Genomic DNA, 22711 nt, shown 5'->3' with positions numbered 1-22711 from the left:
AGCAGCGTTCTCGGAGTGCTGGAGAGCATCAGCTCGGTCATCGTCCCCATCGGCGTGACGCTCTACGCGGTGCTCTACCTCGGGGTCGAGCAGATGTACGGCATCTTCGGCATCACCCCCCAGCAGGCGGGCATCGACCAGTCCGTGCTCCTGGGCCGGCTGATGGGCACTCTGATCCTGATGCTGCTGATCCTGCTGCCCACGATCGGCCTCGTCGTCGGGCTCTGCTGGCTCGCCGACAAGGTCACCTTCGGCCTGCTCAGCAAGATGATCACCGGCATCAGACGGCGGCCGTGGATCGCCGCGCTGGTCGCGGCCCTGTGGTGCGGCGCCACCTACTGGGGTCTGTTCAACCTCGTCGGCGACCTCAACCTCGCCGTCATGGTGCTCATCGCGGGCGGGCTCGGCGTGGCCGCGTTCGTGGTGCCGTTCCGGCTGCTACGCAGAAAGCCCGTCGGCCGCGCCGCCACGAAGGTCCTCGTCGGCGCCCTCACCGGTGTCGGGCTGGGCTTCCTGCTGATCCTCGCGATGGTTCAGGGCGCGGTCGAGGTCCAGGAGACCGGCCAGGCCAACGAGCTGCTCGGCTACGTCGGCTTCCAGGACCAGTGGACGGTGATCAAGAACGCGGAGGACGACAAGCCGCTCTACGACGGCCGCTGGATGATGCTGCTGGGCGAGAGCGAGGGCACGTACGTCTTCTTCGACTGCGACAAGCTGGAGACCATGCGCCGCCCGATCGAGACGACCAACCTCTCCGACATCCAGCTCGACCCGGAGCGGGAGAAGGGCTTCACCTGCGGCGAGCTGGCCGACAAGGAAGAGTAGCCACCCGACCGGCAGCCGGGCGACCGAACCCTGGGATCACCGCCCGAGGATCAGCCGCCTATGGATCGGGCGCTCGGGGATCGGGCGCTCGGGGATCGGGTGTCCGGGGATCGGCTACCCCAGGATCAGGCGCCCGGGGACGGGAGTTCGGCCAGCAGGGCGCGCACGTCGTCCGCGTCGGGGAGGCGCTGGCGCTCCAGGATCTCCAGCGCCTCCGACAGGCAGGCCCGGCCCCTCGCGGCGCGGCCCAGCTGAATGAGCGCCCGGCCGAGCAGGGCGAGCACCCTGCCCCGCGCCCACACCTGAGCCACCTCCGACAGAATCGCCAGCGCCTCCTCAGCACGTTCGACAGCGCTGTCAGCCCGGCCCGTGCGGAGGTGGATCTCGGCGATCCGGCGCAGCGCCAGCCCCACCCAGGTGTGCTGCTTGAGCCGGCGGAACTCCGCGAGGCACTCCTCGAACCGGGCCAGCGCCTCATCCGGCCGGCCGGCCGCGCCGAGGGCCACGGCAAGCTGGTAGACGATCTGCGGATGCGGCCGGCCCGCCCCCAGGTCGCGCGAGATGCCCACGGCCGTCTCCGCGACCCGCACCGCCTCCGCGCCGGAGCCGGCCTCGGCCAGCACGAGCGCCAGGTTGCCGAGCACGACGGCCTCTTCCGAGCGGTGGCCGAGCGAGCGCCAGACCTCGATCGACTCGTTGTACATCGCGGCCGCCTCGTCGTACGCCCGCCGCTCGTGCGCGATCATGGCCAGCAGGTTGACCGCGTAGGCGTGGTGCAGGGCCAGCCCACCGGCCCGGCCGGCCACGCGGACGGCCATGCCCTCCTCGACCGCCGCCTCGATCGCCCGGCGGGCGTGCAGGATCTCGCCGCGCTTGCGCCGGGCGTACACCTCGGCGGCCAGGTCGCCGCGGGCGGCCGCCGCCTCGATGATCCGGCCCACGACCTGCTCGTAGCCGCTCGTGTCGGACTCGAAGTCGAAGACGTCGGTCATCATGTCGATCAGGGAGACGGCGTCGTACAGCGCCGATCCCGGTGTCTCGGCGACCTGGTTCACGCAGCAGAGCATGCCGTACTCCTCGGCCGTCCCCCATTCGAGGCCCGCCTCCAGGTCCGCGAACGCCGGGCCCGCGCCGGTCAGCCTGACCGTGTCGAGCAGGGGCGCGCCGGGGTACATCATGCCGAAGATCTCCGCCATGGCGGTGAGGAAGTAGCCGAGCATCCGGTCCAGCGCCGCCCGCCGCGACTCCTCGTCCAGCCGGCAGCGGGCGAAGATCTTGAGCAGGTCGTGGTGGCGGTAGCGGCCGGGGGCGGGCGACTCCAGCAGGCTCACGTTCACCAGGGCCTCGCAGAGCTCCTCGGCCTCCGCCTCGTCCATGCCGAGCACGGCCGCCGCCATCGCCAGCGGCAGGTCGGGCCCGTTCGGCGCGGCCAGCAGCCGGAACGCGGACGCGTGCGCCTCGTCGAGCTGGTCGTACCCGAGCGCGAACGTGGCCTCGACGGCCAGATCGTCCACCCGCAGCTCGGCCAGCCGGCGGCGTTCGTCGGCCATCCGGTCGCGCATCCTGGCCAGGCTCCAGCCCGGCCGCGCCGCGAGCCGCGCGGCCACGATCCTGATCGCCAGCGGCAGGTGCCCGCAGGCCCGCATCAGGTCGTACGCGGCCTCGCGCTCCGCCGCCACCCTGGGCTCGCCGACCACCTTGACCAGCAGCTCCATCGCCTCGTCCGGGGGCATGACGTCCAGGTCGACGTGGTGGGCGCCGGCCAGGCCGGTCAGCCTGGCCCTGCTGGTCACCAGCACCGCGCAGCCGGCCGCGCCGGGCAGCAGCGGGCGTACCTGGACCGTGCCGGCCGCGTTGTCCAGCACCACCAGCACCCGCCGCTCGGCCAGGATCGAACGGTAGAGCGCGGCCCGCTCGCCGGCGTCGTCGGGCAGCGACGCGGCGTCCACGCCGAGCGCGCGCAGAAACGCGCCCAGCACCGCCTCGGGCGCCAGCGGACGCGGCCCCGCGCCCTGGAGGTCCACGAAGAGCCGGCCGTCGGGATAGGCGTCGGCCAGCCGGTGCGCCACGTGCACGGCCAGCGCGGTCTTGCCCATGCCGCCCGCGCCCGCCACGGCCGCGACGACCAGCGCGGAGCCGTCGGCGGGGAGCAGGGTCCGCGTCACCTGCTCGATGTGCGCCCGCCTGCCGGTGAAGTCGGCGGTGTCGGCGGGCAGCTGGCGCGGCACCGGGGTCGAGGCCGCCCGGTCCTCCTGCGGCCCCGCTCCGAGGCTCGGATCCGCGGTGATGATCCGCTGATGCAGCCGGACCAGGTCGGCGGACGGGTCGAGGCCGAGCTCCCCGGCCAGCAGCTCGCGGGTGTCGGTGAACACCCCGATCGCCTCCGCCTGCCTGCCCGAGCGGTACAGGGCCAGCATCAGCAGGCCGGCCAGCCGTTCCCTGGTGGGGTGCTCGGCGCAGAGCGGGGTCAGCTCGGCGACGGCCTCGGCGTGCCGGCCCTGCTCGACGTCCTCGCAGATCCTGCGCTCCAGCAGGGTGAGCCGGCGCTCGGCCAGATGCGCCCGCTGCGCCTGCGCGTAGGCGCCCTCCAGGCCGGCCAGCGGCTCGCCCTGCCAGAGCGCCAGGGCCTCGCCGTACCTGCCCTCCTGCGCCAGCCGCTCCATCGCGGCCAGGTCGGACGTGCTGTCGGACGGGCCATCGGACGGGCCATCGGACGGGCCGGAGCCGAGGGCGTACCCGTGCCCGGCGGAGACGATCGCGCCGGCGCCGAGCGCGGCGCGCAGGCGGGAGACGTAGGTCCGCAGGGTGCTGAGGGCGGTACGGGGCCGCCGGTCGCCCCAGACGGCGTCGAGCAGCAGGTCATGGCCGACCACCCGGCCACGGGCCAGCAGCAGCGCCGCCAGGACCAGCCGTTGCTGGGGCGAGCCGAGGTCGATCTCGGCCCCGTTCCGGCGGGCGCGCACAGGGCCCAGCACCGACAGCCACAGCTCGGGTTCGCTCACCGGCAAAGGCAAGCAGGTGAGCGTGATGATCGGTATCGATTCCACCGAATCGTGACCTGCTCACTCGGGTATCCGCCTGCGGTGAAGGTGACGTTCGTCCGGCTTCGGAGGATCCGGCCGGCCGCCGGGCGGGCGTCGCTCGTGCGGTAGCGTGTGCTTCGGCACGTGACCGCGCCGGCAAGGGAGGTCGATGAATATGGCTCGCCGAGAGCTTCACCGGCATGCCCTTGACCGGGTCGCGCGAGTCTGAGAAGCGGCTCGCCTGCCGCGTCCCGGTCGTCATTCGACAACGACCAGGAGTGTCACGTGTCCACATATTTCCTGACCGGTGCAGATCTGACCACTGACCGCCTCGTGCTGCGTCCGTGGCCCGCCGGTGACCTCACCGCCGTCCTCGACGGCAGCCGCTCCGCCGGCTGGGCGGACGACTTCCCCGCCGAGGGCGACCGCGTGATCGCGGGCGTCATCGACGGGCGGCCGGACCTGCTCGGCGCCTACGGCCACCGCCAGATCGTCGAGCGCGAGAGCGGGCTGGTGGTCGGCTCCATCGGCCTGTTCTGGCCGCCGAGCGACGGTGTCGTGGAGCTCGGGTACGGGGTCGTGCCCTCGCGGCGCGGCCTCGGCTACGCGCCGGAGGCCACCCGGGCGCTGGTCGAGTTCGCCCTGACCGCACCGGAGGTCTCCGTCGTCCGGGCCACGGTCGAACTGGCCAACCCCGCCTCTGTCCGCGTACTGGAGAAGGCCGGCCTCCGTCGCACCGGCGGTGACGCGGCGACCGCCGAGTACCGCAGCGTCCGGTAACACCACCTCGCTGTGATGGCGGCTCTCCTCCCCCTCGGAGGAGAGCCGCCATCCATCCTTCAGGGAACGGCGCGCCCCGTGCCGATCACCTGGTGGGAGACCGTATCCGGCGGTGGTATGCCGGGGGTATGCGTGCGGGCGGCCCGGCCGCCAGGACCCCCACGTCCAGAATGGGACGGCAAAGATGCGCAACGGAGCGACAAGCGATGACCAACCGCTTGCAATGTGGCGACTACACAGATCCGTCGGGGGCAGAGCAGGGGCCGGATGATGTGGGAGGACTCGCCGTACCCCATGCTGACGATCGACGCCACGGGCGTCGTCGCGCAGGCGAACGAGGCTGCCCGGCTGCTGCTCTCCAGCACGGCCGACGGCGACCGGACGCCGCGGACCGCACCCGGCTGGCTCACCCGCGCCCACGACGGGCACGGCGCGGTCGAGGGCGAGATCGGCGAACGCACCTTCCAGGCCCACCCCGTCCACTCCGGCGGCGGCCGGATCGTCTGGTGGCTCGTGGACGTCACCGAGCAGCGAGCGGAGGCCGCGGCGCGACAGGCCGAGCGCGAACGGGCCGTGTCCGCCGCGGAGACCGGGACACGGCGGGGTGAGCGGGAGTGGGCCGCGTGCATGGTGGAGGCCGCCAACGAGCTGCTGCCGTCGCTGAACCTCGATCGCTGCCTGGACTCCGTCGCCCGGCTGTCCGTCCGGTACCTGGCCGACGTCGCGTTGGTCGTGCTGCCGGTGTCCGGTCGTAAACAGCTGCTCACCTGGTACGAGCCGGATCGCGGCGTGCTGCGCGAAAGCGTGAGCGTCGATCCGCGGACGATGCCGGGGCTCGCCGAGGCCCTGCAGTCCCTTCCGCCGGCGCCCGTGCACTGGATCGACCCGGCCGAGCTGCCCGCGTGGCTGCTCCCCCACCGGCCCGATGAACACCAGCCCGATGAACACCGGCCCGATGAACACCGGCCCGATGGAGTGACGTCCGTGGCGGTGACCACGCTGCCCGGGCACGGGCTGCCCGTGGGCGCGCTCGTGCTGCTGCGCCACGGACGCCCGGCCGCGTTCGAGGCCGGGGAGCAGGTGTTCCTGCGGCTGTTCACCGCGCTGGCCGGGTCGGCGATCTCGGCCGCCCGCCTCTACACCGAGCAGGTGACCATCACCGAGGTCCTCATGGCCGAGCTGCTGCCACCGCCGACCCCCCGGCTGCAGGGGGTGGAGCTGGCGGCGCTCTACCGGCCCGCGGGGCCGGCCGAGCGGGTCGGGGGCGACTTCTACGACGTGCACGCCGTCGCCGGCACGGGCGGCGAGTCGCTGGTGGTGCTCGGGGACGTGGCCGGCAAGGGGCTGGAGGCCGCCGTGCTCACCGGGCGCATCCGTAACACCCTGCGCGCGCTGCTGCCCCTGGCCGACGATCACCGGTGCGTGCTGGAGCGGCTGAACAGCGTGCTGGTCAACGATGGCGATCCGACCCGTTACGTCACTCTCGTCCTGGTCTCGTTCGAGCGACACGGCCGGCGCGTCTCGCTGCGGGTGACCAGCGCCGGCCATCCGCCACCGCTGATCATCAGGAACGACGGCCGCGTCGAGACGGTGCCCGCCGAAGGCACGCTGATCGGCGCGATCGAGGAGGTCTCCAGCGTCACCACGCCCGTCGTGCTGGAGCCCGGAGAGACGTGCCTGCTCTACAGCGACGGCATCATCGAGGCCAGGGGCGGCCCGCTCGGCCAGGAGTTCTTCGGCGAGGAACGGTTGTGCGAGCAGTTGCTCATGTGCGCGGGCATGCCGCCGGAGGCGCTGGCGGAACGGGTCCAGATGCTGGCCTCCCAGTGGGTCCGCGGGGGCGAGCACGACGACATGGCCGTCGTCGCCATCACCGCCCCACGCGACTCCCCGCCGAACGGGCCGGCCCAGGACACATCGGCGCAGGGGGCGTCCTCGCAGGGCACGCCCGCTCAGGGGGTGCCTGCTCAGGGGACGCCCGTGCATGGGACGCCCGCTCAGGGCACGCCGACGGGAGGAACGCGGTGAGGCACGACATCGAGGAGCGCGCCGAGGCGTTGTGGGCGGCGGCGACGGCCGGCGACGAGTACGCCGCCACCGGCGTGGCGATGGCCGCCCTCGACGCCGGCGTCCCCATGGAGACGTTGCTGCTGGACATCGTCGCGGCGGTGCAGTCGCGCGTCGGCCACGAGTGGGCGGCCAACCGGATCACGGTGGCCCAGGAGCACACCACGACCGCCGTCAACGAACGCGTGCTCACCGCCCTCGCCGACCGCACCACGGAACGCACCACGGAACGCATCGCCGACCAGAGCGCCGACCAGACCGCCGGCCACACTCCTGGTCGCGGCGTCGCACGCGCCGGCGCCCGCGCCAACGGTCGTGACGCCGAACGGGGTGCCGGGCGGGGTGCCGGGCGGGGTGCCGGGCGGGGTGGGGCGGCGGGGCTGGGGCGGGTGACGGTGGCGTGCATCGACGGTGAGTGGCACGCCTTCCCCGCCCGGCTGCTGACCGAGGTGCTGCGGGCGCGGGGATGGGACGTGGACTACCTGGGGGCGCAGGTGTCCACGCCGCAACTGGTCGCGCACCTGCACCGGACGAACCCCGACGCGGTGGCCCTGTCCAGTTCGCTGGCCGTCCGGCTGCCCGCCGCGCACACGGCGATCACCGCGTGCCGGGCGGCGGGCATGCCGGTGCTGGCCGGAGGACCCGCGTTCGGGGTGGACGGCCGCTACGCCCGCCTGCTCGGGGCCGACGCCTGGGCGCCCGACGCGCGGGCCGCGGCCGACCTTCTGGCCGCCGGGCCGCTGCCCCGCCGTTCCGATCAGGCCCAGGACGACCTGCCGCGCCTGGACGGCCGCGAGTACCGCCACGTGACCCGATCCGCCGCCGACCTCGTACGGGCCGTGCTGGACGACCTGACCCAGCGGCTTCCGGAAACCGCGTCCCGGAACGAGCGGCAGACCGAACAGCGGGCCCCGCAGCCGGCGGAGCAGCGGGACGGGCGGTGGTTCGAGCAGACAGCCGACGAGGTCGCTCACACCGTCGACTTCCTGCGGGCCGCCCTGTACGTCGAGGACCCCGAGATCCTCTCGTCCTTCGTGCGCTGGATGGCCGACACGCACGAGGCGCGTGGCGTCCCCCCGCACCTGCTGCGGTCGATCCTGGGGTCGCTGGCCGCCCGCCTCGCCGATTTCCCGCACGCCCTCGACGCCCTCTCCCGAGCCGAAGCCGCCCTGCGTCTCCCCCACCGCACCGAGCCGCCCGGCGCATGACCGGGCTCGACGGGCGCGGCTCAGGCGACTTCGACGGCGGGTTGCGGCCGCGGGAACAGGTCGTCGAAGACCGCCGCCCGGTCGAAGCGCATCGCGCGGGCACGGGCGCGCCGTTCGAGGTCACCCCGCTCGGCCGGGGACATGTCGAGGACCACCCGGTCGAGGGCCGCGGCCAGGCCGGTGACGTCCTCGGGCGCGACGATGACGGCGGTGTCGCCGACCGCCTCCAGGGTTCCGCCCGTCATGGTGGTGATGATCGGCCCGCCGCCGGCCAGCATCTTCTCGGCCAGCGCGATCCCGAACGTCTCGACGAACTCGGGCACGGGCTTGGTCGGCAGGACGTAGGCCGCGCAGCCGCGCATGAGCAGCGCCTTCTCCTGGTCGTCGACGTCGGTCATGAAGACCACCCGCTCGTCGCCCGCGGCCAGCGCGCGTACCTGATCCAGAGCGGGCCCGGTGCCGGCGACGACGAGTTTGACCCGCGACCGGCAGCGCGCCCTGCCGAAGGCGGCGATCAGGTCGTGGACGCCCTTGGCCCGGGTCACCCGGGACAGGAAGAGCACGTATCCGTCACGCGAGAGGCCGCGTCGTTCGAGCGCGGCGTCCATCCGCGCGGGGTCCAGGCCGAGGAAGGCGGAGGAGTCGATCGGCGGGTAGCTGACACTGACGCGGCGCCGGCACTGCTCGGCGAACGTGGTGCCGCACCGGGCGTCCACCTGCTCGGCGGAGGCGATGATCTCCTGCCGGGTGTACTCGGAGACGGCGACGACCTCGTCGTTGGCCAGGAACGTGGTGAACAGCACGGTCGCCGCCCCGAACCGGCCCTCCCGCAGGCACGACCGGATCACGTTCGTCACGTCGGAGCCGACCGCCTTGGCCACGGTCCGCACGTCGGGCGCGAACCCGGCCGTGCGGGCCGCCGCCACCGCGTCCACGACCACCGCGGTGTGCGGCGCGAGGTACATGGACAGGCAGACCGTGGGCACCGGCTCGGCGAGCAGTTCGACGAGCCGGCCGGTGAGCCCGGCCTGGTGGCGTCCGTCCGGGACCCGGTAGTCGCCGACCGCGTCCGGCCGCTCCACGGTGATCCCGGCGCTGTACGGCAGCAGCCGGTCCAGCGGCTTGAGCGGTAACCCGGCCGCCTGGAGCGTGGGGATCGGCCAGGTCAGCAGGCGTACGTCGGTGAACCCGCGAGTGAGGGCCACCTCGGCGAGATTGCGCGCCTCGCCGGAGTGGCCGCAGATGACCGGATCGGCCCTGACCACGATGACGAGACGACGAGGGGGGTGGGTCATCGCGTTTCCTCCGGTGTCGCGGGCGGATGGGAGAGGGAGGGCGGGCGGACGGCGCGCCCCCACGCCGACGGCTCCGGGCCCAGCCGCAGGTGCAGCCGGCCGCCGCGGTGCAGCGTGGTGGCGCTCAGGTGGGTGGCGTGCAGGGGTTCGCCGTTGAGCGTCGCCGCCTGGACGTACTGGGCCGGCGGGTCGCGGTCGAGGCCGTCGGCGCCGACCGGCGTCTCGCGGTGCCCGCTGGTCTCGATGACGAACTCGTTGTCACCGGCCCTGAGCACGGCCCGGTCGAACGCGGGCGCGTTGACGAGGAACAGGTTCTGCCCGGCGACGGGGAAGAGCCCCAGTGACGCCCAGACGTACCAGGAGCTCAGGCCGCCCGAGTCGTCGTTGCCCGGCAGCCCGCCGGGCCCGGTGCCGAATTGCCAGGTCAGCGCCGCCTGCACCACCTGGGCCGTGCGCTCGGGCCGGCCCGCGTAGTGGTAGGCCCACGGCGCCTCCATGTCGGGCTCGTTGTTCAGCCCTTCGAACCGGTTGAGCGCGTAGCCGGCCAGCATCTCCGCCGGATGGGGGCGCCGGCCCGGCTGCCGCACCGGCGGGGCGCCGAACCCGAAGAAGCGGTCGAGCCTGCCGGTGAAGGCCTCGTCGCCGCCGGCCAGGGCGATCCGCGGCGCCATGTCGTGCAGCAGGCGGAAGGAGTAGTTCCACTTGCCGCCCTCGTAGAACTCCGAGTCGCGCAGCAGCCCGGTGCCGGGGTCGAAGGCGTTGGACCACCGGCGGCCGCGGTCCTCCAGGTCGTCGGCCAGGCCGCGGTCGTTGAGCGCTCTGGCGACCCGCGCCGTGCAGTGGTAGGCGTAGGCCAGGTCGAGAGTGTGCGTGATCGGGTGCACCAGGCCGTGCTCGAAGAAGTCCTCGCCGTACATCCGGCGCAGGTCGCCGACCATGTGCACGAGCGCCCAGTTCCAGTCGAAGCTCTCCCAGCCGAGCGCGTGGGCGTCGGCCAGCGCGGTGTGCACGAGCGCGCTGGCCTGCCGGAAGAACCTGTCTGCGCCGCGGGCCATGCGGTAGCCGATGGGGAAGTTGCCCTCCTCCTCGCACACCCTGATCAGCGATTCGAGCAGGTCGGCGGCCCGGCCGGGGGCGATGGCGGCGAGCAGGGGGAGCTGCGTCTTGTAGATGTCCCACATGGTGCAGACGTCGAACGCGAACGGCCCCGAGGCCGGCCAGAACGGGCTCTCGTCGTCGGCGAAGCACGGCTTGACGAGCGCGTGGTAGAGCGCGGTCGCCATCACGGTACGCCGGGCCGGGGTGCCGCCTTCGACCTGGACCCGGCCGAGGTGGTCGGCCCAGCGGGCCCTGGTACGCGCGCGTACGGCGTCGAAGGCGGGCTGTGCGGACCCGCACTCGCGTTCCAGGTTCCGCCGGGCCTGGTCGCATCCGCGCAGCGAGAATCCGAGCCGCACCTCGATGGTCTGTCCCGCCGCGGCCGGACCCATGAAGAGCAGGCCGAAGGGCCGCAGAGTGGTGTGCCGGATGCTGTCGAAGTCGAGGCGGGTGCCGCCGTCGATGAGGCGCCGGTCGTACCAGAGCATCTGCCGCCAGCCCGGGCTGTCGACGTCGACGCAGACCGACAGCGGGACGCCCTCCATCACCACCGTGGCCTGGGCCCGGCCGTGCCCTGCGCTCTCGACCTGGGCCCGCAGCGGCACGGTTCGGCCGAGATCGATGTCGAGGCCGCCGCAGGACAGGTCGACGACGACGCGGGCGCTGCCGTGCTCGGGGAAGGTGTAGCGGTGGACGGCCACCTTGGCGCCGACGGTCAGCTCGCAGCGGATCCCGGTGTCCAGGGTGGCCGCGTAGTAGCCCGCCTCCGCCACCTCGTCGCGCAGCGGCCACGCCTGGCCGAGCACGTCGAGTGCCTGCACCATCGGGGTGACCCGGACGTAGTTGTAGTACTTGCGGATCGCGCCGGTGCCGGACTGCTGGAAGTGGGTGAAGCCGGACGCCTGCAGCCGCTCGTACATCTCCTCGGGCACGCCCTCGGTGTTCTTGGCGTAGCGGCCGTAGCCGGTGGGGTAGGCCCCGGAGTAGGCGCAGGCCGACACCATGCCGAGTGGCGACGTGGCGCCCGGGTGGGTGTTTCCCACCTGCGGTTTCGGCCACCACCAGGTGGCGGCCAGACCGCGGGCGCGTGGCAGGTCGGTGGCCGCTGTGCCGATGAAGGGGTCAACGTTGTCCAGGATGCGGGGACTCTACCCAGCGTGACCTCGTCGTAGGTTTCGCCGAGATGAAATCCTGTCCCACGATTCCGTCCGCCTTCCTGCGGGTCAGCGGCGGGCCCGCCACTCGGGCGCGAGCACCGACCAGATCTCCATGTCCGCCCGTACGCCCCGGTGCGGATAGCTCTCGCGCAGCACCCCGTCCCTGGTCATGCCGAGCCGCCTGGCCACGGCGATGCTGGGCTCGTTGGCCGAGGAGACCACCCACTCGACACGGTGGATGCGGCGCTCCTCGACGGCCCAGTCGATGAGCACGCGTACGGCCCTGGTCACCAGCCCCTTGCCCGCCGCCGAGGGCTCCAGCCAGCAGCCCGCCTCGGCGTTGCCCTGCCGGACGTCCATGGTGCGGAAGATGACCCCGCCGACGAGCTTGGCCTCGGCCCAGATGCCGTACAGGCGCGCGGTGTCGTCCACCGCCTTGAGCGCGTACTCCCGCAGGAAGGCCCGCGCCGACTCCAGGTCCTGGACCCGGTCGGGCAGCCCGACGTGGCGCCCGATGAACTCGCGCCCGCGCTCGATGTGGGCCAGGAACTCCTCGGCCTGCCACGGTTCGAGCGGGCGCAGCTCGGCGCCGTCGCCCCCCAAGGACACTGCGAACATTCTTCATCTCCAAAGATCGACATAGAGGTGTACGGAACAACGTACGCCGCCCGGCACCCACGCGGCACGCCTCTCATCAGGGCAACCTTCGCACTCGTGCTCATATGAGCAAAATCTGGCTCAAGTGTTGCGATCAGGTTAATAGCCGACTTACGGTGCGTTACCTACGTCACATACGGAGGCCCCCATGAGTGCATTCCGGTCGTTCACCATTCCTGCCCTGCTCCTGGTCACCGCCTTGACCGCGTGCTCGGTGTCCACCTCCCCCGGTGGCTCCACCAGCGGCTCCACCGGGGCCACCGGGCAGAAGGACGACGGTCCCGTCGCCATCGGCTTCAGCCAGGCGACCCAGCAGTCCCCCTTCTACGTACAGCTGCGCGAGGGCGCGGAGGCCGCCGCCGAGAAGGCCGGTGGAACGCTCTATTTCGCCGACTCGGGCGGCGACGTCACCAAGCAGAACAACGACATCCAGGACCTCATCACCCGCCAGGTGGACGTCCTGCTGATCAACCCGGTGGACCCGAAGGGCGTCCAGCCCGGCATCGCCGCGGCCAAGGCGGCCGGGATCCCGGTCGTGACCGTGGACCGGCCGGTGCCGGAAGGTGCGGTCGCGCACGTCGGGCGGGACAACAAGGCGATGGGCGCGCTCGTCGGCAAGCGGCTGAGCGAGCAGCTCGGCGACAAGGGCGGCACCGTCATCGAGATCCGCGGTGACGCGGGCGGCGCGGTCGCGCGTGACCGTGGCGCCGGCTTCCACGAGGCCGTGGCGGGCAACCCCAAGATCAAGATCGTCGAGGGGCCGTACTCGGACTACGTGCGCTCCAAGGCCGTCACCGCGATGCAGGACCTGCTCCAGGTCCACCCCGACGTCGCCGCCGTGTACGCGCACAACGACGACATGGCCCTCGGCGCGCTCCAGGTGCTGAAGGAGAACGGCAAGGACAAGGTCCTGGTCGCCGGGGTCGACGGCCTCATGGAGGCGGTCAAGCAGATCCCCTCGGGCCAGTACGTGGCCACCGCGCTCAACGACCCCATCTCCCTCGGCTCCAAGGCCGTCGAGACGGTGCTCAAGGTGCAGAAGGGCGAGCAGGTCGAGCCGAACATCGACGCGGGCACGGCGCTGATCGACACGGACAACGCGGCCGAGTACGCGGGCTCGGGCGAGTTCGCCCAGGCCGCCAAGTAAGGCCGGAAAACGAAGGATGGAAGGCGCAAGGATGTCGGAAACCATGCAGGCCGCGGTGCTCCACGCCCCCGGCGACATCAGGGTCGAGCAGGTGCCCGTGCCGGAGCCGGGTCCCGGCGAGGCGCTCGTCCGCGTCGCGGCCTGCGGCGTCTGCGGCTCGGACGTCCCCCGCATGCTGCACGCCGGGGCGTACCACTTCCCGATCATCTGCGGCCACGAGTTCTCCGGGCACGTCGTACGGCTCGGCGCGGACCTGGCCGCCGCCGACCGGGTCCGCGAGGGTGACCTGGTCACGGTGCCCCCGCTGATCCCGTGCCACGAGTGCGACCCCTGCAGCCAGGGTCACTTCAGCCTGTGCAAGAACTACGGCTACTTCGGCAGCCGGCGCGACGGGGCGTACGCGCAGTACGTCACCGTCCCCGGGGAGAACCTGATGGTGCTGCCCGCGGACCTCGACCCGCGTGCGGCGGCCATGCTGGACCCGGCCGCGATCGCGCTGCACGCCCTGTGGCGGACGAAGATGCGCGGCGGCAAGCGGGTCGCGGTGGTAGGAGCGGGCCCCATCGGGCTGTTCGCCGTGCAGTGGGCCCGGCTCGCCGGCGCCGCCGAGGTGCTGGTCATCGAGCTCAACGAGCAGAAGGCGGCCATGGCCACGGAGGCGGGCGCCACGCACACGGCGACAAGCGCGCAGGCCGCGGCGGAGACGGCCGGTGACGGCTACGACGTGGTCATCGAGTCGGCGGGCGTGCCCGCCACCGTCGACCAGGCCGTGGCGCTGACCGCCCGGCACGGCGAGGCCGTCTTCATCGGCATCCCGCACGAGCCCGTGGTGCTGCCCAAGGCCACGTTCAGCTCGTTCCTGCGCCGCGAGGTCACCCTGCACGGGGCCTGGAACTCCTTCTCCGCGCCCTTCCCCGGCGACGAGTGGCGGGTGGCGGCGCGGTCGCTGGCCTCGGGCGACCTGGCCTGGAAGTTCATGATCACGCACGAGCTGGGGCTGGACGCGCTGCCCGAGACCATCGCGAGCCTCGGCGACCGCTCGATCTTCAGCTCCAAGGTCCTCTTCCTGCCGAACGAGGGCTGACGATGGCTGCCTTCCTCGCCCTCGACCTGGGGACCGAAGGCGCCCGCGCGGCGGTCTACGGCGTCGACGGCACGCTCATGGGGTCGGGCGCCGACCGGTACCCGACCCGTTTCCCCCGGCCCGGCTGGGCCGAGCAGGATCCGGACGACTGGTGGCGGGCGGGCGCGCACGCCGTCAGGCAGGCGCTCGCCGAGGCGGGCGGCCCGTCGATCGACGGGATCGCGGTGGCGACCACGGCTTCGACCGTGGCCGTGCTCGACCGGGACGGCCGCCCGCTGCGGCCGGCCCTGCTCTGGATGGACGGCAGGGCCGGCGCGGAGTCCGAGCTCACCGCCGAGACCGGCCATCCGGTCCTGCGGTACTCCGGTGGCCGCGACGCGGTGGAGTGGCTGGTGCCCAAGGCCATGTGGCTGGCCCGGCACGAGCCCGCCACCTACCGCGCCGCCGCCCGCATCGTCGAGGCGGCGGACTACCTGGTCTGGCGGCTCACCGGACGGTGGGCGGGGTCGCGGATGAACGCGGTCTGCAAGAGCAACTACGACCCGCGCGGCGCCGGTCATCCGCACGACCTGTACGAGGCGCTCGGCATCGGCGACCTGGCCGCCAAGCTGCCCGACGAGATCGTGCCCGTCGGTGACCCGGTCGGGCCGCTCGGCGCGCGGGCCCGCGCGGAGCTCGGCATCACCGGACCGGCCACCGTCGTGTCCGGCGGGATCGACGCGCACCTGTCGCTGCTGGCCGTCGGCGGCGGCCACGAGGGGCAGGTGTCGATCGTCTGCGGCACGTCCAACGCCTTCGTCACGGAGATCGCCGAGCCGGTCTACCCCTCCACCGTGTGGGGGCCGTACCCGGACGCGCTGCGCACGGGCCGCTGGCTCGTCGAGGGCGGCCAGGTGAGCGCGGGCTCCGTCCTGGCGTGGACGGGTGAGGGGCTCATCGGCCGGCCGCGGGCGGAGATCGGCGGGCTGATCAAGGCGGCGGCGCAGTCGCCGCCGGTGGAGCACGGCCTGATCGTCCTGGACTACTTCATGGGCAACCGCACGCCGCTGCGCGACCCGCACCTGCGCGGCGCGGTGCTCGGCCTGACCCTGGCCAGCACGCCCGAGCAGGTCTACCGGGCGGCGGTGGAAGGCGTCGCATACGGCACCCGCCAGGTCGTCGACTCCTTCACCGACGGCGGGATCGCCGTGGACGAGATCTTCCTGTCGGGCGGCATCCAGCACAACGAGCTGTGGCTGCAGACCACCGCCGACGTGCTCGGTCGGCCGGTGCACCTGGTCAGCGGCGACAACCTGACGCTGCGGGCCTGCTCCGTGCTGGCCGCGGCCGGCTCGGGCCGGCACGGCTCGCTGGCGGAGGCGGCGGCACGTTACGCGCCCAAGGTGCGCACGGTCGAGCCGCTCCCCGGCAACGTGGCGGCCTACCGCGACGGCTACGCCGACTACCGCGCCGCCACCGCCGCCACCACCGGCATCTCCCACCGCCTCAGCGGAAGGAGGCCGGGCGCATGAGCCACCGCAACCCGAGAGCCCCGCGCATGAGCCACCGCAACCGGAGGAGGCCCGGCGCATGAGTGACGACGACCAGCTCTACCAGGTGGCCGTCCGCTACTACGAGAGCGGCGAGACCCAGGAGCAGATCGCCACCGCGATGCACCTCACCCGCTGGAAGGTGGGCCGCATGCTGGCCGAGGCGCGCGAGGTCGGCATCGTCCGGATCGAGGTGCTGCACCCGCGCTCCCGGGTCCGCACGCTGGAACGCTCGCTCAGGGAGCGCTTCGGCCTGCGCGACGCCGTCGTGGTCGCCGCGGTCGGCGGCGACGACGCCGAGCAGATGCGCGACCGGGTGGCCGCGGCGGGCGCCGAGCACCTGATGGAGATGCGGCCCGCGCCGAACCTGATCGGCGTCTCCTGGGGCCGCACGCTCGACCGGCTGGCCGGCGGGCTGACCCCCGGCTGGGCCACCGGCGTCAACGTGGTGCAGATCAACGGCGCGCTCAGCCGGTCGCGCCACCCCACCAGCGCGCACAGCATGGCCAGCCTGATGGCCCACCACGGCGGCGGCACCGCGACGCTGCTGGCCGCCCCCGCGATCCTGGAGCAGGAGAGCACCCGCGCGGTGCTGGAGAGCGACCGGGCCATCGCCGACGTGCTGTCCCTGGCCGCCCGCGCCGACCTGTTCCTGTTCAGCCCCGGCGGCATGGACAGCGACTCGGTGCTGGTGGACTCGGGCCAGATCGACGCCGCCCACCTGTCCAGGCTCGCCCGGGCGGGCGCGGTCGGCGACGTGCTCGGGCGCTTCATCGACGCCGACGGCAAGATCGTCGATCCCGCCCTGGACGGGCGTACCCTCGGGCTCTCCCTGGACGTCCTGCGCTCGGCCACCACCTCCGTCGCGCTGGTCAGCGGCGCGGCCAAGCGCGCCGTGTGCCGGGCCGTCGTCTCCAGCGGCCTGTGCGACGTGCTGATCACCGACGACCACAACGCCCGCCATCTCCTGGAGGCCGCATGAGCACGGAACGCCTGCGCATGACCGGGATCGTGAAACGGTTCCCCGGCACCGTCGCCCTGGACGGCGTCGAGCTGAGCGTGCGTCCCGGCGAGGTGCACTGCCTGCTGGGCGAGAACGGGGCCGGCAAGAGCACGCTGATGAAGATCCTGTCGGGCTCGTACCGGCCGGACGAGGGGACGATCCTGCTGGACGGGCAGCCGTACACGCCGGTCACCCCGCACGCGGGACTGGCCGCCGGCGTCGCGGTGATCTACCAGGAGCTGGACCTGCTGCCCGACCTGACCGTGGCGCAGAACCTGCTGCTGGGCCGCACGCCCCGGCTGGGCCCGTTCGTCCGCAGGGCCGAACGGGCGCGGCTGGCCCGCCGGGCGCTGGACCGGGTCGGCGCCCGCTTCCCGGTGACCGCCAGGGTCAGGGACCTGCCGATCGCGGCCCAGCAGCTCACGGCCATCGCCAAGGCGCTGACCGCGGACGCGCGGGTGATCGTCATGGACGAGCCGTCCGCCACGCTCGGCGAGAGCGAGCTGCTCGCCGTGTTCGAGGTCATCAGGTCCCTCGTCGCGGAAGGACGCTCGGTGATCTTCATCTCGCACCGGATGGACGAGGTGATGGAGATCGGCGACCGCGCGACCGTGCTGCGTGACGGCCGCGCCGTCGGCGTCTACGACCTGGCCGTCACCAGTGCGGACGAGATCGTCGCGGCCATGATCGGCGAGGCCGGTGAGCTCGTGGGCGCCACCGACAGGCCCGCGCCCGAGGGCGAGCCGCTGCTGAGCGTCGAACGCGTGCACGTCCCCGGGCTGCTCGACGTGCGCGGCATCGAGGTGCGGCCAGGCGAGGTGGTCGGGCTCGCCGGGCTCGGCGGCGCGGGCCGCACCACCCTGCTGCGCGCGCTGTTCGGCGACCTCAAGGCCCAGGTCACAGCCCGCCTGGACGGCCGCCCGCTCAAGGTGGGCAGCCCGGCCGCGGCCGTGCGGGCCGGGCTCGCGCTGGTGCCGGAGAGCCGCAAGGAGCAGGGGCTGATGCTGGGCCTGTCGGTGAGCCGCAACGCCGCCGTCGGCGCGCTCGGCAGGCCGCCGTGGCTGCTGCCCGGCCGGCTCGGCCGGCGCCTGACCGCGCCCGCCCTGGCCGACCTCGGCGTCAGGGCGGCCGGTCCTGGCCAGCCGGTGGGCCAGCTCTCCGGCGGCAACCAGCAGAAGGTCGTGCTGGCCAAGTGGATCACCCGCGGCGGGATCAGGGTCCTGCTGCTGGACGAGCCCACGCGCGGCCTCGACGTGGGCGCCAAGGCCGACCTCTACCGCCAGGTGCGCCACCTGGCCGACCAGGGCGTGGCCGTCCTGCTCGCCAGCAGCGAGCTCAACGAGCTGACCGCCAACGCCGACCGGATCCAGGTCCTGTACGAGGGCCGCAACGTCGCGCGCTTCGATCCCCGGGTCAGCGCCGAGAACGTCATCGCGCACACCGTCATCACAGGAGCGACACCATGACCGCATCCATCGGATCCTCGGTGACCTCGGCCACCGGGGAGCCGGGCACGCGCTCACGCCGCGGCGCCGACCTGATCGTCAAGTCCAATCTGCTGCTGGTCTTCCTCGGGCTGTGCGTGGTCGCCTCGCTGCTGGCCCCGCAGTTCCTCACCGGCCGCAACATCGCCAACCTGCTGCAGCAGTCGTCGCTGACCGGGATCGTGGCCATCGGCATGACCATGGTGGTGCTGACGGCCGGGATCGACCTGTCCGTGGGCAGCGTGGCGGCCTTCGGCGGGATGACGGTCGCGCTGCTCATGACCTCGGGCGTGCCGGTCCTGCCGGCGATCCTGCTCAGCGTGGTCGCCGGGGCGGCGTTCGGCGCGTTCATGGGCGGGCTGTCGGCGTACCTGACGCTGCCGTCGTTCATGACCACGCTGGCCGGGCTGACCGCCGTGCGCGGGCTCACGTACCTGCTGACCGACGGCAAGCCGGCCGAGGCCGGCGGGTCGGAGGGGTTCCAGCTGCTCGGCGGCGGATTCATCGGTTACGTCCCGATCGTCGGGATCATCTTCGTGGTGGTCACGCTGCTCGCCGCCGGGATCCTGCGCGGCACCACGTTCGGCGAGTACGTCTACGCGGTCGGCAGCAACAAGGAGGCGGCCCGGCTGTCCGGGCTGCCCGTACGTGGAGTGATCACCACGGTGTTCGCCGTGTCGGGCGGGCTGGCCGCGCTGGCCGGGGTGCTGCTCACCTCCCGCCTGACCGTGGGCCAGCCCACCGCGTTCAACGGGCTGGAGCTGGACGCCATCGCGGCGGTGGTGCTCGGCGGCACGAACCTGTTCGGCGGGCGGGGCGGCGTGTTCGGCACGTTCGTGGCCGTGCTGCTGCTGTCGGTGCTGCGGAACCTGTGCAACCTGCTCGGCCTCGGCTCCTTCTTCCAGATGGTGGTGACCGGTCTCATCCTGCTGGTCGCCCTCGTGCTCAACCTGCTCATCGAAAGGCGTGGCGCCCGTGCCTGACACCCTGCCCGGCTCCCTGAGGGGCTATCTGCACGGTTTGCCCGGTGTGGACGAGGTCGGGGTGGCCCGCAGGGCCGCCGGCCTGTCCACCCGGTCGATCAAGACGACCGCGAAGCGGCAGGCGATCGACCTGGCCATCCGGATGGTCGACCTGACCACGCTGGAGGGGTCGGACACCCCCGGCAAGGTACGCGCGCTGGCGGCCAAGGCCGTGCGGCCCGACCCCGCCGACCCCACCGCCCCCTCGGTGGCAGCCCTCTGCGTCTACCCCGACATGATCGCCACGGCCGCGCCGGCGCTGGCGGGCAGCGGCGTCGGGCTCGCCTCGGTCGCCACCGGCTTCCCCGCCGGGCGTACGTCGCTGGAGGTCAAGCTGGCCGACACCCGCGCGGCGGTGGCCGCCGGAGCCACCGAGATCGACATGGTCATCGACCGGGGGGCGTTCCTGGCCGGCGACTACGGCAAGGTCTTCGACGAGATCACCGCGGTCAAGGAGCAGTGCGGCCGGGCGCACCTGAAGGTCATCCTGGAGACCGGCGAGCTGGTCACCTACGACAACGTGCGCCGGGCGTCGTGGCTGGCGCTGCACGCCGGGGCCGACTTCATCAAGACCTCGACCGGCAAGGTCTCCCCCGCCGCCACCCTGCCGGTCACGCTGATCATGCTGGAGGCCGTCAGGGACTACCGGGCCGCGACCGGGCGGCAGGCCGGGGTGAAGCCGGCCGGCGGCATCCGTACCACCAAGGACGCCATCCGCTACCTGGTGCTGGTCAAGGAGATCGCCGGGGACGACTGGCTGGACCCCGCGTGGTTCCGGCTCGGCGCGTCGACGCTGCTGAACGACCTGCTCATGCAGCGCACCAAGCTCGCCACCGGGCACTACTCAGGCCCCGACTACTACACCATCGACTAGGGAGAGGCGTGGAGATCTTCGAGTACGCGCCCGCGCCGGAGTCACGTTCGATCGTGTCCATCCGGCCGTCGTACGACCTGTTCATCGACGGGGAGTTCGTCGAGGCGAAGAACGACGAGCGCATCGTCACCGTCAACCCGGCCGACGAGGAACCCCTCGCCGAGGTGGCCGCCGCCGGCGAGGCCGACGTGGAGCGGGCGTTCGCCGCGGCGCGGCGGGCGTACGAGCACGTGTGGTCGCGCCTGCCGGGCGCCGAACGCGGCAAGTACCTGTTCCGCATCGCCCGCATCATCCAGGAACGCGCCCGCGAGCTGGCCGTGCTGGAGTCGCTGGACAACGGCAAACCGATCAAGGAGACGAGGGACGTCGACCTGCCCCTGGTCGCGGCCCACTTCTTCTACTACGCCGGCTGGGCGGACAAGCTGGCCCACGCCGGGCTCGGCAGTGCCCGGCCGCTGGGCGTGGCCGCGCAGGTCATCCCGTGGAACTTCCCGCTGCTGATGCTGGCCTGGAAGGTCGCGCCCGCGCTGGCCACCGGGAACACGGTCGTGCTCAAGCCGGCCGAGACCACGCCGCTGACGGCGCTGGCCTTCGCCGAGATCTGCCAGGAGGCGGAGCTGCCGCCCGGCGTGGTCAACATCGTGACCGGCGCCGGCGACACCGGCCGGGCCGTGGTCTCCCACCCGGACGCCGACAAGGTCGCCTTCACCGGCTCGACCGAGGTGGGCCGGCAGATCGCCCGCGCCGTGGCGGGCACGGACAAGCGGCTCACCCTCGAACTGGGCGGCAAGGGCGCCAACATCGTCTACGACGACGCCGCCCTCGACCAGGCCGTGGAGGGGATCGTCACCGGCATCTTCTTCAACCAGGGCCACGTGTGCTGCGCCGGGTCGCGGCTGCTGGTGCAGGAGTCGATCCAGGAGGAGCTGCTGACCCGGCTGCGGGCCAGGATCGAGCTGCTGCGGCTCGGCGATCCGCTGGACAAGAACACCGACATCGGAGCGATCAACTCGGCCGCCCAGCTGGCCAGGATCCGCGAGCTGTCCGCCGCCGGGCAGGCCGAGGGCGCCACGGGCTGGTCGCCGGTCTGCCCGCTGCCCGAGCGCGGCTACTGGTTCCCGCCCACCGTGTTCACCGGCGTCACGCAGGCGCACCGGATCGCCCGCGAGGAGATCTTCGGTCCTGTGCTGTCGGTGCTCACCTTCCGTACGCCGGAGGAGGCCGTGGCCAAGGCGAACAACACGCCGTACGGGCTGTCGGCGGGGGTGTGGACGGAGAAGGGCTCGCTGATGCTCTGGACCGCCGCCCGGCTGCGGGCCGGGGTGGTGTGGTCCAACACGTTCAACGTGTTCGACCCCACCAGCCCGTTCGGCGGTTACAAGGAGTCGGGGTACGGCCGCGAGGGCGGACTGATCGGGTTGGAGGCTTACGTCAATGGCTGAGCGGACCTCGACGGGCGAGACGGCGGCGGCGCGGGTCGGCGTGCGCAGGACGTACAAGCTCTACATCGGTGGCGCGTTCCCGCGCTCGGAATCAGGGAGGTCGTATCCCGTGACGTCCGCGGCCGGAGACCACCTCGCCAACGCGGCCCTGGCCTCCCGCAAGGACGTGCGGGACGCCGTCGTGGCGGCGCGGAAGGCGTTCCCCGGCTGGTCGGGGCGGACCGCGTACAACCGGGGTCAGATCCTCTACCGGATCGCCGAGATGATGGAGGGGCGGCGGGACCAGTTCGCGGCCGAGGTGGCCGCGGCCGAGGGCGTGAAAGCGGGGCGGGCGCAGGCGCTGGTCTCGGCGGCGGTGGACCGCTGGGTCTACTACGCCGGGTGGACCGACAAGATCGGTCAGGTGCTCGGCGGCGCGAACCCGGTGTCCGGCCCCTACTTCAACGTGTCGGATCCCGAGCCGACCGGCGTCGTGGGCGTGCTCGCCCCGGCCGGATCGTCGCTGCTCGGGCTCGTGTCCGTGCTCGCGCCGGTGATCACCTCGGGCAACACGGCCGTCCTGGTGGCGGGCGAGCGCGTCCCGCTGCCGGCCGTGACGCTGGCCGAGGCGCTGGCCACCTCCGACCTGCCGGCCGGCGTGGCGAACATCCTGACCGGCCGGGTCGCCGAGCTGGCCCCGCCGCTGGCCGGGCACGCCGACGTGAACGCCCTGGACCTGACCGGCGCCGGCGCGCTCGCGGCCGAGCTGGAGGAGCTGGCGGCCGGCACGCTCAAGCGAGTGCTGCGGCCGGGCCGGGACGACTGGGCCGACGCCGATCCCGGGCTGGCGCGGATCCGCCCCTTCCTGGAGGTCAAGACGGTCTGGCACCCGATCGGCCGCTGAACCCTTGGTCCGGGGGCGCAGGCGACTGCGCACGGGCCTGGCGGTGCGGGCGGCTGGGCACCGGGCCTGACAATGCAGGCGACTGAGCACCGGGCTTGGCGCTGAAGGCGGCTGCCAACGGAAAAGTGCCAGA

At 72.9% G+C, this 22711-nt stretch carries 17 protein-coding genes; 13 read left to right on the top strand and 4 right to left on the bottom strand.

What is annotated here, in order from left to right; all coding sequences use genetic code 11:
• Window positions 1–15 precede the first annotated feature (15 nt).
• Entirely contained in the window at window positions 16–825 is an 810-nt protein-coding gene (locus OIE67_RS04630; protein ID WP_326636967.1) for a hypothetical protein, read from the top strand.
• Between the two features lie 125 nt (window positions 826–950).
• Here the strand turns inward: OIE67_RS04630 and OIE67_RS04625 are convergent, their stop codons facing one another.
• Window positions 951–3827 (bottom strand): AfsR/SARP family transcriptional regulator, encoded by a 2877-nt coding sequence (locus OIE67_RS04625; RefSeq protein WP_326636965.1) that lies wholly within the window; start codon window positions 3825–3827, stop codon window positions 951–953.
• Window positions 3828–4133: 306 nt separating this feature from the next.
• On the opposite strand from OIE67_RS04625, the gene OIE67_RS04620 reads away from it, so the two are divergent.
• The 3 genes from OIE67_RS04620 to OIE67_RS04610 all read left to right on the top strand — a co-directional run bounded on the left by OIE67_RS04620 (window position 4134) and on the right by OIE67_RS04610 (window position 7903).
• Complete coding sequence (locus tag OIE67_RS04620) at window positions 4134–4628, top strand: GNAT family N-acetyltransferase (RefSeq protein ID WP_326636964.1); 495 nt, start codon at window positions 4134–4136, stop codon at window positions 4626–4628.
• 267 nt (window positions 4629–4895) lie between these two features.
• Window positions 4896–6656 carry a PP2C family protein-serine/threonine phosphatase gene (locus OIE67_RS04615; RefSeq protein ID WP_326636961.1) on the top strand — a complete coding sequence of 587 codons (1761 nt, stop codon included), beginning with the start codon at window positions 4896–4898 and terminating at the stop codon, window positions 6654–6656.
• Window positions 6653–7903: a cobalamin B12-binding domain-containing protein gene (locus OIE67_RS04610; protein WP_326636959.1), complete on the top strand. Its 1251-nt coding sequence runs from the start codon at window positions 6653–6655 to the stop codon at window positions 7901–7903. Before OIE67_RS04615 ends, OIE67_RS04610 begins: the two co-directional genes overlap by 4 nt.
• A 20-nt stretch (window positions 7904–7923) precedes the next feature.
• Here the strand turns inward: OIE67_RS04610 and OIE67_RS04605 are convergent, their stop codons facing one another.
• The 3 genes from OIE67_RS04605 to OIE67_RS04595 all read right to left on the bottom strand — a co-directional run bounded on the left by OIE67_RS04605 (window position 7924) and on the right by OIE67_RS04595 (window position 12071).
• Window positions 7924–9198, bottom strand: coding sequence for a glycosyltransferase (locus OIE67_RS04605; RefSeq protein WP_326636957.1), 1275 nt, complete (start codon window positions 9196–9198; stop codon window positions 7924–7926).
• The gene (locus OIE67_RS04600; RefSeq protein ID WP_326645219.1) at window positions 9195–11411 is read right to left on the bottom strand and encodes a glycoside hydrolase domain-containing protein; all 2217 of its coding nucleotides are present in this window, start codon (window positions 11409–11411) and stop codon (window positions 9195–9197) included. The genes OIE67_RS04605 and OIE67_RS04600 overlap by 4 nt, the downstream gene beginning before the upstream one ends.
• Window positions 11412–11519: 108 nt before the next feature.
• The gene (locus tag OIE67_RS04595; protein WP_326636955.1) at window positions 11520–12071 is read right to left on the bottom strand and encodes a GNAT family N-acetyltransferase; all 552 of its coding nucleotides are present in this window, start codon (window positions 12069–12071) and stop codon (window positions 11520–11522) included.
• A 187-nt stretch (window positions 12072–12258) separates the two neighbouring features.
• Between OIE67_RS04595 and OIE67_RS04590 the strand changes: the two genes are divergently transcribed.
• Genes OIE67_RS04590 through OIE67_RS04550 form a run of 9 tightly spaced genes read left to right on the top strand, consistent with a single transcriptional unit; the run spans window position 12259 to window position 22578 of the window.
• Window positions 12259–13257 (top strand): substrate-binding domain-containing protein, encoded by a 999-nt coding sequence (locus OIE67_RS04590; protein WP_326636953.1) that lies wholly within the window; start codon window positions 12259–12261, stop codon window positions 13255–13257.
• Window positions 13258–13288: 31 nt separating this feature from the next.
• A complete protein-coding gene (locus OIE67_RS04585; RefSeq protein ID WP_326636951.1) occupies window positions 13289–14341 on the top strand; it encodes a galactitol-1-phosphate 5-dehydrogenase in 1053 nt (350 codons plus the stop codon).
• A gap of 2 nt (window positions 14342–14343) precedes the next feature.
• Window positions 14344–15852: an FGGY-family carbohydrate kinase gene (locus tag OIE67_RS04580; RefSeq protein WP_326636949.1), complete on the top strand. Its 1509-nt coding sequence runs from the start codon at window positions 14344–14346 to the stop codon at window positions 15850–15852.
• Window positions 15853–15910: 58 nt separating this feature from the next.
• Window positions 15911–16852, top strand: a complete 942-nt coding sequence (locus tag OIE67_RS04575) for a sugar-binding transcriptional regulator (protein WP_326636947.1) — start codon at window positions 15911–15913, stop codon at window positions 16850–16852.
• A complete protein-coding gene (locus OIE67_RS04570; RefSeq protein WP_326636945.1) occupies window positions 16849–18339 on the top strand; it encodes a sugar ABC transporter ATP-binding protein in 1491 nt (496 codons plus the stop codon). Before OIE67_RS04575 ends, OIE67_RS04570 begins: the two co-directional genes overlap by 4 nt.
• A complete protein-coding gene (locus OIE67_RS04565; RefSeq protein ID WP_106238695.1) occupies window positions 18336–19340 on the top strand; it encodes an ABC transporter permease in 1005 nt (334 codons plus the stop codon). Before OIE67_RS04570 ends, OIE67_RS04565 begins: the two co-directional genes overlap by 4 nt.
• Window positions 19333–20253: a deoxyribose-phosphate aldolase gene (gene deoC, locus OIE67_RS04560; protein ID WP_326636942.1), complete on the top strand. Its 921-nt coding sequence runs from the start codon at window positions 19333–19335 to the stop codon at window positions 20251–20253. Before OIE67_RS04565 ends, deoC begins: the two co-directional genes overlap by 8 nt.
• 14 nt (window positions 20254–20267) lie before the next feature.
• Window positions 20268–21695, top strand: a complete 1428-nt coding sequence (locus tag OIE67_RS04555) for an aldehyde dehydrogenase family protein (RefSeq protein WP_326645217.1) — start codon at window positions 20268–20270, stop codon at window positions 21693–21695.
• Window positions 21688–22578: an aldehyde dehydrogenase family protein gene (locus tag OIE67_RS04550; protein WP_326636940.1), complete on the top strand. Its 891-nt coding sequence runs from the start codon at window positions 21688–21690 to the stop codon at window positions 22576–22578. Before OIE67_RS04555 ends, OIE67_RS04550 begins: the two co-directional genes overlap by 8 nt.
• The last annotated feature ends 133 nt before the right edge of the window (window positions 22579–22711 follow it).

Source organism: Nonomuraea fuscirosea (assembly GCF_035917475.1).
GTDB classification, from domain to species: Bacteria; Actinomycetota; Actinomycetes; order Streptosporangiales; family Streptosporangiaceae; genus Nonomuraea; species Nonomuraea fuscirosea.
The sequence above is the reverse complement of the archived record's forward strand: the minus strand, read 5'-3'. Positions and strand labels throughout refer to the sequence as shown.

What these genes read in the sequence shown, in the direction of transcription:
- OIE67_RS04580 (WP_326636949.1), top strand. Translation starts at nt 14,344, where the DNA reads ATGGCTGCCTTCCTCGCCCTCGACCTGGGGACCGAAGGCGCCCGCGCG.
- OIE67_RS04570 (WP_326636945.1), top strand. Translation starts at nt 16,849, where the DNA reads ATGAGCACGGAACGCCTGCGCATGACCGGGATCGTGAAACGGTTCCCC.
- OIE67_RS04595 (WP_326636955.1), bottom strand. Translation starts at nt 12,071, where the DNA reads ATGTTCGCAGTGTCCTTGGGGGGCGACGGCGCCGAGCTGCGCCCGCTC.
- OIE67_RS04590 (WP_326636953.1), top strand. Translation starts at nt 12,259, where the DNA reads ATGAGTGCATTCCGGTCGTTCACCATTCCTGCCCTGCTCCTGGTCACC.
- OIE67_RS04585 (WP_326636951.1), top strand. Translation starts at nt 13,289, where the DNA reads ATGTCGGAAACCATGCAGGCCGCGGTGCTCCACGCCCCCGGCGACATC.
- OIE67_RS04615 (WP_326636961.1), top strand. Translation starts at nt 4,896, where the DNA reads ATGATGTGGGAGGACTCGCCGTACCCCATGCTGACGATCGACGCCACG.
- OIE67_RS04575 (WP_326636947.1), top strand. Translation starts at nt 15,911, where the DNA reads ATGAGTGACGACGACCAGCTCTACCAGGTGGCCGTCCGCTACTACGAG.
- OIE67_RS04605 (WP_326636957.1), bottom strand. Translation starts at nt 9,198, where the DNA reads ATGACCCACCCCCCTCGTCGTCTCGTCATCGTGGTCAGGGCCGATCCG.
- OIE67_RS04565 (WP_106238695.1), top strand. Translation starts at nt 18,336, where the DNA reads ATGACCGCATCCATCGGATCCTCGGTGACCTCGGCCACCGGGGAGCCG.
- OIE67_RS04550 (WP_326636940.1), top strand. Translation starts at nt 21,688, where the DNA reads ATGGCTGAGCGGACCTCGACGGGCGAGACGGCGGCGGCGCGGGTCGGC.